Genomic DNA, 14,740 nt, shown 5'->3' on the forward strand with positions numbered 1-14,740 from the left:
GCCTTATTCAATAATAATCTTCTCTGTTTGAGAACGACCATTTGCAGTCAGTGTCACTAGATAAAAACCAGAACTTATGTTCAGCTGTACCCTAGTTTCATTAGAACTTAAGTTTTTCTCTGTTTCAAACACCCGCTGACCGCTTAAGTTAAATATCTGAATACTCGTTTTAGCCAGATTTTGATTAGAAGTAATAGCTATCACTCCATTAGAAACAGTAGGGTAGATTTTAATCCCTAAGTCATTTGTGTCAAATTCAGAGATGCTTAATGTATCAAAAGTTCCTGTAAACATGCCGCGACCATGAGTTGTGGCAAGTATGGTGTTATCTGCTGTTCTCAGATCCAGGTCCACTACTTTTACATTAGTCATTCCATTGATAAGCGGCTGCCATGAAGGACTGACACTATTGAAGTCACTAGTGGCATAGACACCTGCTTCTGTACCTATAATTACTTCACCAGGTAACAAGGGGTTTGCGAGAATAGCTTTTACTGGTAGGTCTGGTAGGTTTCCTTCTTTTTCACTCCAAGTAGTTCCTCCGTTAGCAGTATACCATATATTTTGTACACCGTAATTGTGCATGGTAACATATATTTCTTGCTCACTAGTTCCAAATTCAACGTCTGAAACACTACCAAGAAAGTTAGGCCCCGTAATAGCAGTCCATTGTGGGTTTGTAGTATTTGCATTAGTAACTACTAAAAGAGCAGATAATTCAGTTCCTACTAATAGTGTTGTGCTGGAAAGTGTATAAGGGGACACTTTCATGGCCGTAGGTCGGTTAGAAGTTATTAGAAAATTTGTTATGGTATTACAAGCTGCAGCGTTAGCAAATAATTGACAGGCGTCTATGGCATTATTGCCACTAAAGCTTTTACTATTGGAGTATAAGTAGTCTAAATTACTATCCAGCTCTGCTACATTGATAAAGTCGCCATCAGCATTGCTTCCACCATCTCCACAATTAGTAGTAGCGATGCAATAACTAAAATTATAATTAGGATAACTCACGTATCTGTGGTTGTTGTACTGTGATGTAATTACAGCATACCCACCTGCATCATCTATTTCCACGTGACCGCCATCTCCACCTAACTCGGTAATAAAATTATTCATTCCAGCTGATGCATCTTGTACAGCCAAAGTACCATTGTCTTGTGAGCCGCCCACAAGGTCATCTCCTCCACCAATATTTGAAGCGATGCTGCCATAGTAGAACTGTGTCACATTATAACCGTTATTTCTAGTAGAAATAGCGGTGGTCGATAAATCGGCAGCGACAAAAGAGTTTGCCCATGAAATACCACCATCGCTTCCTATGACACCTTGGTTAGGGTCTGTTGGGTGGAACGTCAAGGCGTGGATATCAGCATGTACAAAAGAGATGTTTAAATTTTCAAGTCCAAATGCATTTACCCATTTAGAGATTTGGTTCCATGAGGCACCTCCATTTATAGACCTAAAGGAATCGATTCCTCCTGCATAAATAATTTGATCATTAGTAGGGTCTACTTCTATCACTAAATCATAAAAGGCTTGTCCTCTTGTAAAATCGGTAGGGGGAATGGAGCTATCTGCATCATTAGGCTCGTTGATTGCAGTAGTTGTCAGTAAGGCATCGACACTTTTATATAAATTTCCTTCACCTGCTACTTGTGCTGCTATATAAAATAGATTTTGATTTGTTGAAGACGCAGCAATTTCTATACGGTCACCACCTGTAATGGTACTTTGAAGGTTCCAGTTGACTCCATCTGTGGATTGGTACAAACGACCGCCGCCAAAATTTGTTCCGGGTACTGAAATGGTGCCCATATAAAGTTGATTAGTAGCACTTATTTCAAAATCATTTGGAGCCACATAAAAGCTTTGACCGCCAAATATATATTCCATAGAGGTATTTTCTATGCGTGACCAGCTAGTTCCATCGTCAGGACTGCGATAAAGACCTGCGTTTTGAGCTCCTAAAATATTATTTGGATTGGAGATGTTGAAATTGGGTGACGCATAAATGGTAGAGCCTACTCCAACAAAGACTTCACTAGATCCATTGTTATCCCATACAATCACATCAGTAATAAAGAAAATTCCAGCGGTAAATAAATTAGAAGGAGCGTTTAAGTTTCCAGGTCCAGCGGGTGTAATAGGTACTTCGACCCAAGAGCTTCCTCCATCAATAGTTTTATAAAGGCCATTCCCTACAGCTGCTCCCGCAGTATATTGTTCACCTGTTCCTATATAGAAAGTCATGGAATCATTTGGGTCTATCGCATAAGCGCTTACATTTAGATTTGCCGCAAGGCCAGGAATTATAGCCCATACAGAATTAACGTCAGTGATGTCGTTATTTACCCATAAACCGCCACCTACACCGCCGGCAAATACTCTGTTGTAATCTGTGCCATCTCCGTTATTTGCTCCTATGTCATTAGGATCATAAAATGTGACTCTGGTTCTTCCTCCTACATTAGAAGGTCCTCTTTCTTCCCATGCTCTCGAGCTAGAACCCGGAGCGCTTTTTAATATATCGGTAGCTATGCTTTTTACTTTATAAGGAGTTGGTATCCCTGTCGCAGGATTCATGGTCAGTTCCCACATGCGTTCATTATAGGCGTTAGGGGGTAATGAAAGTGCTTTACGTTCGGCTCTTGAAAGTTTTATGGTTTCCTTAAAAGGACTGTTTTCTAAGAATTGCCTGTGGAGCGCTCTAGCCTCTGCGATTCCTTTTTCTTCTTTATTAAAAACAAATAAGCTAATTACGGCAACCGTAAAGACTAAAATACTTGAAACAATTAGTTTTTTATTCATCTGATAAGCATTAATGCCTTAAAGTTAAGACAACTGAGTGGTTTATTTTAAATTTTACCATTGATCACTTCAAATAACCCAATGGACTTACTGTCTGTAAGGGAGGCGACATAACCACAAACGTCTAATATGCGTTCATATTTATCGTTCCCGCTTAATCTTAGTCCTTTGCAGGATTTAAGAATCAATTGATCGTAGGAACTGGTCATTTGCTCAAAATCATTGATACTGGCTCTTATAACCGCATTTAAAATGTCTTGAAGAATTTTATATCCAGCAATTTCCTTTTGAACAACTTCTTCATTATTGTAAACCTTATCAACGGTAATGCTGAGAATGTCTTCAATTTGTGCTTTGTATTTTGACTTATCGGTGAGTGCATGTGGAAAATTACCAGCTAGTATAGCCTCTTCATGTTCCATAAATATAGAGATACAGTCGGTTATAAGATTATTTATAGCTAGTGATCTCAAATAAGACAATCGCTCTGAAGTAGTAGATAACTGGGTGTAAACCTCAGTCCTAATCGTGTCTCTGACAAGCTTGATTAATTGTTCTAGCGCGTGATCTTCACTGATCCAGCCTAAATTGATACCGTCTTCAAAATCAATTATGGTGTAACAAATATCATCTGCAGCTTCTACCAGATAGGTGAGTGGATGGCGGTAGTGAGTCTCCTGCATAGCACCCTTGTTTACCAGCCCTAGTTCCTTTGCTACATCATTAAAATGATCCAGATCTGCTTGAAAGATGCCGTATTTTTTTTGTGAAACGTGTTTGGTAGGTCGATAAGGAAGGGATTCTTTTGGGTACTTGATAAAAGCTCCTAAGGTGGCATAGGAAAGTCTTAACCCGCCAGAGGTCCCTGGACTATCGAGATTTAATAATCGGTATCCATTTGCATTTCCTTCGTATGAGAGCAGGTCTTGTTGTTGCTTTCGCGAAAGCGTACTAATGATCTCAGCTCCTAGTCCAGTCTTAAAATAACTACCTATAGCTTTTTCTCCACTATGACCGAAAGGAGGATTCCCTATATCATGTGCCAAAGCTGCTGCGGCAACTATAGCGCCAAAATCCTGTTGTTTATACCCAGCCGCCTGTAGATCAGGATGCTTTTCTAGAATACGCTGACCAGCCATTCTTCCTAGAGAGCGACCTACAACGCTTACTTCTAGACTGTGCGTAAGGCGGGTATGAACAAATCCTGTCTGACTTAAAGGGATGACTTGAGTTTTGTCCTGAAGGGATCTGAAGTGCTGAGAGAAAATAACCCGATCATAGTCTACTTCAAAGCCCAACCTTAATTCATCTTGTTGCGCTCTAAGCCTAGGTTGTGAGTCGCCATATCTTTTAAGAGATAGTAATTGCTGCCAGTTCATTTGTAATAAATCTTTTGTGCAAGATAAGAATCATTTCAAGCTATAGACTTACCGATTTTACTTTACTATTTCTTAACAATACGAATTGATGAATTAATCATAGCATAACCTGTATACCTGCATTTAGGTCGTTCATTTGCAAAATCTAATTATACATAATGAAGAAGTTAATTTTCGCTTTATTTTTAATACTAACTGCCTTTGCTTCAGCGCAAAATGGTAAAGTTGCAGGATTGATTACAGATAAAGATTTTGATGATGATCCAGTGGCATTTGCCTCTGTTCAGCTTAAAGGAACGACCTTGGGCGCACAGTCTGATATGGATGGAAACTTTTCCATAGTAGCACCAGTAGGAACTTATACGTTGGTAGTAACATTTGTAGGAATGCAAACTGTTGAAATTCCAAATGTAAAAATACAAGAAGGCACTACTACAACGGTTAATATCCCTATGAGTGCAGAAGCTGGAGTCTTGGATACTATTGAGATCGTAGTAACTAAAAGCAGAGAAAGCCAGGAAGCCTTGATACTTGAAAAAAAGAACTCCATAACTATAAAACAATCTATAGGTGCTGAAGAACTTTCACAAAAAGGAGTGAGCGATGCTGAAGGGGCGGTTACTAAAGTAAGTGGTGTATCTAAGCAAGCTGGTGTCAAGAATGTTTTTGTAAGAGGTCTAGGGGACCGTTACAACTCTACTTCCTTAAATGGCTTACCACTACCATCTGATGATCCTGAGTATAAAAATATCTCTTTAGACTTTTTTAGCAGTGATTTAATTGAAAGCGTAGATATTAATAAGGTGTTTGGATCTGAAATTACAGGAGATAATGCTGGTGCAAATATCAATATTGATTTAAAAGGACTTTCAGGCAGAGAAGAATTAGGAGTAGGTTTCTCTACCGGAGCAAACATGCAAACCTTAGGTGCTGAATTTAAAGGTATAGCAGGAGAAGGTTTCTTCGGGTTTAGTGATGCGGAGTTGCCTGTAAATAATCTCAATGTGTACAGTTTCAATAATCAACTCGCTCCTAGTTCAGAAAATAACCTGGTGAACTTAGGTCTTTCTATCAATGGTGGGAAACGTATTGATATAGGAGATAATTACTTGAACATCTACGGGCTTTTGACATTTGACAATGGGTACCGTTTTATTGACGGTAATGTAAAAAACACGAACAGTGCTGGAAGCATCTACTTAGATCAAGATTTTGATAAGTATGAGTATGAAACTTCTCAAATAGGACAGTTCAATCTAGACTATCATTTTGGAAAAAATAACATTGAGTTTTTAACTATGTACATTCATAAAAATACTCAGAGCTTTCAAGAATATGAAGGTATCAATAATCCAGAGCAAGAAGGAGACCGTGTTTTTGTAAGAAGACAGCAAACGAATGACAACAATCTTTACGTGAGTCAATTATTATCTCATTTTCAATTGAGCGATAGACTAGATCTTGACTTAAAGGGATCTTTTAACGCATTAAGAGGTAGTGAGCCAGACCGTAGAAATTTTGAATACTTATTTAGAGATGGTTTTTATTCTCCTAACATTGACTCAGGAGGTAACAACCAGAGATTTTTTAGTAAGGTACAAGAGAACGATTACAACGCAAATGCTTTGTTGAAGTATGACTTCAATACGAATGAAGAGGATGAACGTCCTAACTACTTCACCGTAGGAGGAGATATAAGATGGACGCACCACATTTTTCAGGCAACTACCTTTAACCATACTTTTGACACTCGTGTTGCTGTAGACATTAATGATGTAGACGCTATTTACAATCAACCATCATTAACTTCTGGGAACTTTAGATTAGAGACAGGAAGAGGAAGTGCTATCAACCCACAGGCATTCAATCCATTTTATTACATAGGGGATAAAATCATATTTGCCGGACAAGGAAATTACGTAAAAGGATTCACAGAAAAATTCTTACTTAATGTAGGTATGCGTTTTGAAAATGTAAGTCAAGAAGTGGAATACGATACTAACATTGCTAGAAGTGCTACCAATGGTCCTTCAAAAATCGATGAGAGTCTGTTCCTTCCTAGTCTAGGAATGAAATATTCACTTAACGAAGATAATATCGTTAGACTTGGAGCGAGTAGAACTTATATCATGCCTAGATTTAAGGAAATTGCTCCGTTTAGATATGATAATCCAGGTGGTACAGCTACTCAAGGTAATCCAGATTTAGAAATCTCTAATGTGACTAATTTTGACCTGGCTTATGAATACTATCCTTCTAAAGGGGAACTAATATCACTAACTGGATTTTATAAGAATATTGAAAATCCAATCGCTCGTACAGAAATCCCTAGTGGAGGGAATACACTTACTTACTTAAACGTAGGAGATAAGGCCACTGTAATAGGGGCAGAGTTTGAATTGCGTAAAGACATCTTCTCAAAAGAAATGCCAGAAGCAGGATTAGAAATGGATCGCGAGACTAAATTTGCTTTAGGTTTTAACGCTTCTTATATCTACAGCAAGCAAGAATTAAATGATCCTTTAGCACAGTTTACAGAAACGAGTACCGCGCTACAAGGTGCTGCTCCAGTGCTAGTAAATCTAGATATCAACTACAATACGTTTATCAACAAGAGCAATGTAAATACGGCATTGGTATTCAACTATTTTACAGAACGTGTTTACTCTGTAGGTACTCGTGGTTTTGAAAATATAAAAGAAATAGGTGTGCCAACCCTAGACTTTGTAAGCTCTATAGGTATAGGAGAAAACGGCAAACTTTCTTTAAAAGCTAGAAACCTCTTGAATCCAGAATACCGTTTAGAACGAGAAAGCAACGACGGTAACATTGTTTTAAGCAATTACAAACGTGGACTTGACATTAGCTTAGGATACAGCTATAAGTTTTAAAGGTTTGGTAATCTTTAGATAACCTTAATCGCATTATTACGATGTTACTTTGTGCCAACAAACAAACTCAAAATATTTAAATTCAACAAAATGAAAAAATTAATCTTATCTGTAATTGCCATAGCTTCTATCGCCTTTACATCTTGTGAAACTGATGATATCGTTATAGTAGGTGGAGGAACCGATGAATCTTTAAACCTTGCAGGAAACGTTCTTGAAAACAGAACACTTACCGCAGGAAATGCTTACGTCCTTAATGGGCCTATGTTTATTAAAAGTGGAGCAACTTTAACTATTGAGCCAGGAACTACTATTACAGCACAAGCTGGTGGTACTGACGTTTATTTATTAGTAGAAAGAGGTGGACGCATTGTAGCAGATGGAACTGCAAATGCACCTATTCGATTTACAAGTTCTTCAAGAACTCCTGCTGCTTGGGGTGGTGTGATCATTAATGGTAACGCTTTTATCTCAGGTCAAAATCCACAAGGACAGAATGAAGCTGGTACAGAGGTCAACACCGGTATTCTTTTCGGTGGAGATAACGATACAGAAGATTCTGGTATCTTAGACTATGTGATCATTGAATATACAGGAGCACGTATAGATGGTGATGCAGAGCACAATGGTCTTACTCTTAACGGTGTAGGTTCTGGAACGACACTTTCTAATATCTGGATTGCAAATGGTGATGATGACGCTATTGAATTCTTTGGTGGATCTGTCAACGCATCTAACATCTTTGTACTAAATGCTAAGGATGATATGTTTGATGTAACTCAAGGTTATAGAGGTACATTAACTAATCTTTACGGAGTACGTGAAGCAGGTTATGTTGCTGTAACTTCTGACCCAAGAGGTATTGAGGCAGATGGTAATCTTGATGGTAATTCTCCGTCAGATAATACGCAGTCGGTATTCACTGTAAATAATGTGACCATTGCTACTTATGGAAACTCGGTAGATTTCTCTGACTTGATTAAAGTACGTCGTGGTGCTACAGCTACTATCAATAATGCGCTAGCAGGTACATTTGGTACAGCAACAGCTTCTGACTTTATCGATCTAGAAGATTCTAGAGGTAACTCAACTGCTGCAACGGTTATCAATGCAACAGCAAATGGTACTGCAGACGGTACAGATATAAAAAATAGTCCAGGTGCTACAGTAACTGTTACAGGAACTAACACAGGAACTGATGCAAGCTTATTTGCTTGGACGGGTTATATGTTCTAGTACTCTTCTAAATACCATTTCAAAAGGCTGCTCTATCGAGTGGCCTTTTTTGCGTTAAAGCGCTTTGTATTATTCCGCTTTCGCGAAAGCGATATCATCAATAAACAGCTTTATTGATAACAATAGCATAACATTTAATCGAGGCAGATAGCCGACTTTTGCAAATTGATTAAACAAAGGAAATGTCAGATATTTATATTTACATGCTTATCATTCTTGCGGGACTTGCTGTTACAGACCTTGTCGTAGGAGTGAGCAACGATGCCGTTAACTTTTTAAACAGTGCCATAGGTTCTAAAGCGATCAGTTTTAAAACCATTATGATCATTGCAAGTGTAGGAATAGCCTTTGGTGCGCTTTCCTCTAGTGGAATGATGGAAGTCGCACGTAAAGGGATTTTTGTTCCTGGAGAATTTTATTTTGACGAGGTCATGATCATATTCATGGCAGTTATGATTACTGATATTTTACTGTTAGACTTCTTTAATAGTATGGGATTGCCTACCTCAACGACTGTTTCCATTGTTTTTGAATTATTAGGAGCAGCCGTATGTATGTCCATTATTAAGATCAATGAAAATGATTCGGAAACTTTATTGGATTTAGGAAAATATATTGCGTCTGATACCGCACTAGAAATTATTTTAGGAATCTTACTTTCTGTGGTTATTGCTTTTGTTATTGGTGGATTGGTTCAATTTTTTTCTAGATTGTTACTCACCTTTAATTATGAAGGGAGGCCTCCGTTTCTAGCAGCTATTTTTGGAGGAGTATCCCTTACCAGTCTTTTTTACTTTATCATTTTTAAAGGTCTTAAAGGAGCAGACTTAGGTGCCGTAACGGAATTTATAGCTACAACTAATGTGCAAACTTTTATAGGTGTTGCTTTTTTAATCTGGACTATTTTTAGTTTTATCTACGTTTACGCTTTCAAGTGGGATATTTATAAACTGATTATTATTTTAGGGACCTTTGGTCTTGCCATGGCCTTTGCAGGAAACGATTTGGTGAACTTTATAGGAGTTCCTATAGGTGCTTACCAAGCATGGGAATATGCTGAAGGAACTGGTCTTCCAGCAAATGAAATCGGTATGAGTTTCTTGAGTGGTCAATTACCCTCTAATAAATGGTTGCTTGTAGTTGCAGGGTTAATCATGGTAGCAACTCTTTGGTTTTCATCAAAGGCACAAGCTGTTGTAAAAACCTCAGTAGATCTCGCCAGACAAGACTCGGGTACAGAGCGTTTCCAGTCTAATTTTTTATCTAGAATTTTAGTACGTTATTCATTGTACGTTGCTGAAGGGATACAACAAGTCATGCCAGAAAGAGCAGCAAACTATATCTCTTCTAGGTTTGAAAAGCTTCCAGTTCCCGCTGTAATTCCTAAACACGCTGATAAGCCTGCATTTGATTATGTGCGTGCGTCAGTAAATCTTATGGTGGCCAGTGTGCTTATTTCCATAGCTACTTCTTATAAATTACCTCTTTCTACTACCTATGTCACCTTTATGGTAGCGATGGGAACCTCGCTTGCTGATAGAGCTTGGGGTACAGAAAGTGCTGTGTATAGAATCGCAGGAGTATTGAATGTTATAGGGGGATGGTTTTTTACTGCTTTTAGTGCCTTTACAGCAGCAGCAGTATTTGCTTACCTTATTTATTTAGGTGGGATGTATGCCGTTGTAGCTTTAGTTGTCCTAGCGATATTGCTCATCATACGCAGTTTTATAGGTCATAAAAAGTCTCAAAAAGAGCAAGAAGTAACCGACCAACTTCAAAAGGCAGAGAGCAAGACCATTCAAGGTATTATCAATGAAAGCTCTGATAACGTCGCTACCGTTTTTAAACGCTCTAAGCGTATTTATAAGAACACCTTAGATGGTTTAATAGCACAAGACCTCGCTATTTTAAAAGCGTCTAAAAAGGAAAGTAAAAAACTTGCTGGAGAGATAGACGACCTGCGTAACAACATCTTCTTCTTTATTAAAAACTTGGACGATCAGAATTTAGGCGCGAGTAAGTTCTATATTGATGTACTAGGGAACCTTCAAGATATTTCTCAATCGCTAGACTATATTTCTAAAGCGAGTAATACGCATATAAGCAATAATCACAAAAGCTTAAAATTTACTCAAATCAAGGATCTTAAGGAGATCATATTGCGTATTCACGAGATTTTTAACGATGCACAAGAGATTTTTAGCACCAAGGACTTTAGTAGTTTAGAGGCTATTATTCTTGAAAAACGCGAACTCATTAATCTGGTTAATGAAAAAATTGATAAACAAGTAAAACGTACTAAGGATGCTGACGAATCACCTAAAAACACCACCTTGTACTTCAGCCTTTTATTAGAAACGCGAGATTTAATGAAGGAAACTATTCAGATTGTAGAGCAATATTACCGAGAGTACGATGCTTCTAAAACAGAACCTATGCAATAGGAAACACCTCAAAAAGATGAAAAGCCGACTTCAACGAGTCGGCTTTTTTTATGTCTTTATGTTAGGGGAATACCAGTTGAATCTATGGGAATCGAATCTTCCTTTTTCTTTTTAATAGCCTACGGATAGACCCGTTTTAGTTTAAGAGAAAGCATAACATCATTTCTATTTATCTTCACACAAGTCACTGCATTCTATTTTTAATTCATTTAAACAATAGGGTGTATAAGTGTTCCGCTTTCGCGAAAGCGGTATTCCAATAAGTAGCCTATAAAAACACGAACTCCTATACGCGTACAGGCTTGTGGTGCTTACTTGTGGTCCATAAATAGGCAGAAGCAGCATTCCCTATATCAAATTTTCAGGGGCTTCTTGATGCGCATAAAAAAAGGCATTTACCCTTAGATAAATGCCTTTTAATTTAACCGAAATAGCTTAAGCTACTTTTTCCTCTTCTTTAAATTCTGAGGAGTCATTTGGTACTGCTATTTTTTCTGGATTTTTAAATCGTTGGATCCTTAATTTTGCTCTGTGTACTAAATACAATAGCACAGGTATGATAATTAACGTCAGGAACGTAGCAAATAACAAACCGAAGATCACCGTCCAGGCTAGTGGTCCCCAGAAAATGACGTTATCTCCACCCATATAGATGTTAGGGTCAAATTCACTAAATAAACTAAAAAAGTCGATGTTGAAACCTATAGCAAGCGGAATCAAACCTAAGACCGTAGTAATAGCTGTTAGTATCACAGGACGCAAACGCGCTTTCCCTGCCTGTACTATTGCTGTAAAAGCATCTTCTTTGCTGATGAGGTACTTGTCATCATCTATTCCTAATTCTTCTCGTCTACGCAATATGAGAATATCTACATAGTCGATCAGTACCACACTATTGTTAACCACAATACCGGCAAGAGATATGATACCCATCATGGTCATCATGATTACAAATGGCCATCCAGTAATCATCAGTCCTAAGAATACTCCTATAAAACTTAAGAAGATCGAGATCATAATGATGGTTGGTTTAGAGATACCCCCAAATTGGAAAATCAAAATAAAGAATATGGCTAGCAGGCCAAAACCTAAAGCAGACATAAGGAACGCTTGTTGCTTATTTTGCTCTTCTAGTTGGCCTGTGTAATCTATTTTGATATTCTTAGAGAGGTTTTCAAAGTCCAGCATCTCATTCTGTATTTGAGCAACCGCTGCTCCAGCATCAGTAAAACCAGGTTTTAAAGCACTATATACCGTTACGACACGCTGATTGTCTTTGTGTTTAATCGCACTAAATCCAGAGACATTTTCTTGAGTGGTTACCGCACTAACAGGAATTTCTAATACTTGGCCAGAGGACATATCTCTGTACGTAATACGTTGATTAAATAACGAGCTGCGGTCGTAGCGGTTCTCTTCATTAAAACGCACATAGATATCGTAATCTTCACCGTCTTTTTTATAAATACCAGCTTTTTCTCCGAATATAGAACGACGCAGCTGCATCCCTACTTGACTGGCGTTTACCCCTAACTCACCAGCTTTTTCACGATCTACTTTTACTTGTAGTGCAGGCTTGCTTTTATTCACGTCTATCTTTAACTCATCTACGGGGGTAATGTTTTTTTCGTTCAGGAATTTTACCATACGTTCTGCAGTAACGATCAATTCTGTGTAGTTATCTCCTTGAAGCTCTACGTTAATTGGGTATCCCGTTGGTGGACCAGCAGCATTTTTTTCAACACTGATCGCAATACCTGGGAACTTACCTTGTACGGCTTCTTGAATTTTTTTGCGCAATACCTCACTGTCAGCTCCATTGCGGTATTTGTATTCTCGCATAGAGGCGGTAATCTTACCTTTATTAGGCATCTCAGCAGCACTACCACCATCGGTTTGTGGGTTTCCAGCTCCTTCACCTACTTGTGACACCGTACTTTCTACTAAAAAGTTTCTACCATCTTCTAAGTACATCTCTTGATTGATCACATCGTAAACGACGGTTTCAATCTCTTTAGTTGTTTTATTGGTCTTGGAAATAGAAGTGCCTTGTGGATACTCTATGTATACCATAATCTGATTAGGCTTATTTTCTGGGAAGAATTCTACTTTGGTACGACCAGTTTCTACAGACCATCCAAAATACAATGCCAGTACACCAAAGAACATTACTGCCATAGTGGCTGTAAAGAAATAAGGCTTCTTACCTCTTAAGGCAAATCTTAGGAAACGCTCATAAGCATTATCTAACCATTTCAACATCCTGCGTTGGAAGTAGAGCGTTGCTCCTTTTACAACGTATTTATACAACCATAATAAAATTACGGTCACAACCATTACAGATCCTATACCTCTTACTGCACCGCCAAAAAGTAAAATCAGCAGTCCGATGCCGCCCATGACTAGGGTAATTAGGACCAATTTTTTAAGAGGAATATTCTTTTCATCAATACTCATGTATTTAGATACCAACATGGAATTGAAGAAAATCGCTACTATAAGGGAACTTCCTAACACGACAGATAAGGTAATAGGGAAGTACTTCATAAACTCTCCCATCACACCTGGCCATAAACCTATAGGTACGAATGCTGCCACGGTGGTTAAGGTGGAAATAATAATAGGAACCGCAATCTCGCCGATTCCCACTTTTGCGGCTTTGATGCGCGACATTCCTTCTTCGTCCATCAACCTGTAGACATTTTCTACCACTACAATACCGTTATCTACCAGCATCCCTAATCCCATAATCATGGCAAAAAGAATCATCGTGTTCAACGTATAGCCTAAGAAATTGAGGATGATAAAACTCATTAACATAGACATAGGAATCGCAAAACCTACAAAAAGGGCATTCCTAAATCCTAAAAAGAACATCAATACGGTAACTACTAGAATTACCCCAAAGATGATGTTATTGACCAGGTCATCTACTTGATTTAACGTACGGCTGGAACCGTCATTAGTAATTGAAATATCCACGTTTTTAGGGATGTTTCCATTTTTTTGAGAGTCTGCTACAATTTTTCTAACGCCTTCTGCAGCGGTAATCATGTTTTTACCAGACTGCTTTTTCACGTCTATCATGACTACTGACTCACCAGATTCCCTCGCAAAGGTGGTTTTATCTTCTTCTTTAAAGTTTATTTCTGCAATGTCTTTAAGATAGATAGGACCTTCTTCATTCTTAACCACAAAACGTTCTAGTTGATCGGGGTCTGTAATTTCGCCTAGAATTCTAATCGTACGTCGTTGACTTTCTGTCTTGATATTACCAGCACTCATGGTAGAGTTTCCGCCACGAACAGCATTGATGACATTGTCAAAACTAACTTTAGAAGCGGTCATTTTATAAATATCGACGGCTATTTCTACTTCGAGCTCTTGAGCACCTCTAATGCTTGCTTCCTTCACTTCTTGTAAGCCTTCAATCTCATCTTGCAGGTACTCCGCAAATACTTTAAGCTCTCGTACCGTATAATCACCACGTAGGTTGATGTTCATAATAGGCACTTCTTCACTCATTTTGAGGTCAAAAATATTGGGTTCAATTTTAGCGCCATTGAATGTAGGCCAGTCTTCACCAGAAGTTTCTACATCTATTTCATCCTTGACCTTTTGTTTTGCTTCTTCTACCGTTAGGTTGGAGCCGAGTAAAGAGCCTTCTTCAAATTCTACGGTAATGATGGAGTAATCTTCTTGAGAAGTCGATAGGATTTCTGCAACACCAGAGATACTCTTTAATTTATCTTCTAAAGGGTCTGTAATAAGTCGCTCTATATCTTCAGCGGTGTTACCTGGATAAACGCTAGAGATGTATATTTTTGTTTCTTTTACCTCAGGAAAATCTTCTCGAGGCATTGCAAAATATCCTTGAATTCCAAGAACAAGCACTAAGCCTATTAGAACCCAAATTACGGTGGAGTTATTGATTGCCCACGAGGAAAATCCGAACTCTTTTTCACTTTTCTGTCCCATT

At 38.3% G+C, this 14,740-nt stretch carries 6 protein-coding genes; 3 read left to right on the plus strand and 3 right to left on the minus strand.

The window, feature by feature from the left end:
• Positions 1 to 3: 3 nt before the first annotated feature.
• The gene (locus CW736_RS05685) at positions 4 to 2,811 is read right to left on the minus strand and encodes a T9SS type A sorting domain-containing protein (protein ID WP_101013033.1); all 2,808 of its coding nucleotides are present in this window, start codon (positions 2,809 to 2,811) and stop codon (positions 4 to 6) included.
• Between the two features lie 47 nt (positions 2,812 to 2,858).
• Complete coding sequence (gene dgt / locus CW736_RS05690; protein WP_101013035.1) at positions 2,859 to 4,190, minus strand: dGTP triphosphohydrolase; 1,332 nt, start codon at positions 4,188 to 4,190, stop codon at positions 2,859 to 2,861.
• A gap of 158 nt (positions 4,191 to 4,348) precedes the next feature.
• On the opposite strand from dgt, the gene CW736_RS05695 reads away from it, so the two are divergent.
• The 3 genes from CW736_RS05695 to CW736_RS05705 all read left to right on the plus strand — a co-directional run bounded on the left by CW736_RS05695 (position 4,349) and on the right by CW736_RS05705 (position 10,761).
• The gene (locus tag CW736_RS05695; RefSeq protein WP_101013036.1) at positions 4,349 to 7,081 is read left to right on the plus strand and encodes a TonB-dependent receptor; all 2,733 of its coding nucleotides are present in this window, start codon (positions 4,349 to 4,351) and stop codon (positions 7,079 to 7,081) included.
• A gap of 90 nt (positions 7,082 to 7,171) precedes the next feature.
• Entirely contained in the window at positions 7,172 to 8,317 is a 1,146-nt protein-coding gene (locus tag CW736_RS05700) for a hypothetical protein (RefSeq protein ID WP_101013038.1), read from the plus strand.
• Positions 8,318 to 8,499: 182 nt separating this feature from the next.
• The gene (locus CW736_RS05705; protein ID WP_101013040.1) at positions 8,500 to 10,761 is read left to right on the plus strand and encodes an inorganic phosphate transporter; all 2,262 of its coding nucleotides are present in this window, start codon (positions 8,500 to 8,502) and stop codon (positions 10,759 to 10,761) included.
• A 435-nt stretch (positions 10,762 to 11,196) separates the two neighbouring features.
• Here CW736_RS05705 and CW736_RS05710 read toward each other — a convergent pair whose 3' ends face one another.
• Positions 11,197 to 14,739, minus strand: a complete 3,543-nt coding sequence (locus CW736_RS05710) for an efflux RND transporter permease subunit (RefSeq protein WP_101013042.1) — start codon at positions 14,737 to 14,739, stop codon at positions 11,197 to 11,199.
• Position 14,740: the final 1 nt, after the last annotated feature.

Origin of the sequence: Nonlabens sp. MB-3u-79 (assembly GCF_002831625.1) — a bacterium.
GTDB lineage: Bacteria > Bacteroidota > Bacteroidia > Flavobacteriales > Flavobacteriaceae > Nonlabens.

What these genes read in the sequence shown, in the direction of transcription:
- CW736_RS05695 (WP_101013036.1), top strand. Translation starts at nt 4,349, where the DNA reads ATGAAGAAGTTAATTTTCGCTTTATTTTTAATACTAACTGCCTTTGCT.
- CW736_RS05710 (WP_101013042.1), bottom strand. Translation starts at nt 14,739, where the DNA reads ATGGGACAGAAAAGTGAAAAAGAGTTCGGATTTTCCTCGTGGGCAATC.
- CW736_RS05700 (WP_101013038.1), top strand. Translation starts at nt 7,172, where the DNA reads ATGAAAAAATTAATCTTATCTGTAATTGCCATAGCTTCTATCGCCTTT.
- dgt (WP_101013035.1), bottom strand. Translation starts at nt 4,190, where the DNA reads ATGAACTGGCAGCAATTACTATCTCTTAAAAGATATGGCGACTCACAA.
- CW736_RS05685 (WP_101013033.1), bottom strand. Translation starts at nt 2,811, where the DNA reads ATGAATAAAAAACTAATTGTTTCAAGTATTTTAGTCTTTACGGTTGCC.
- CW736_RS05705 (WP_101013040.1), top strand. Translation starts at nt 8,500, where the DNA reads ATGTCAGATATTTATATTTACATGCTTATCATTCTTGCGGGACTTGCT.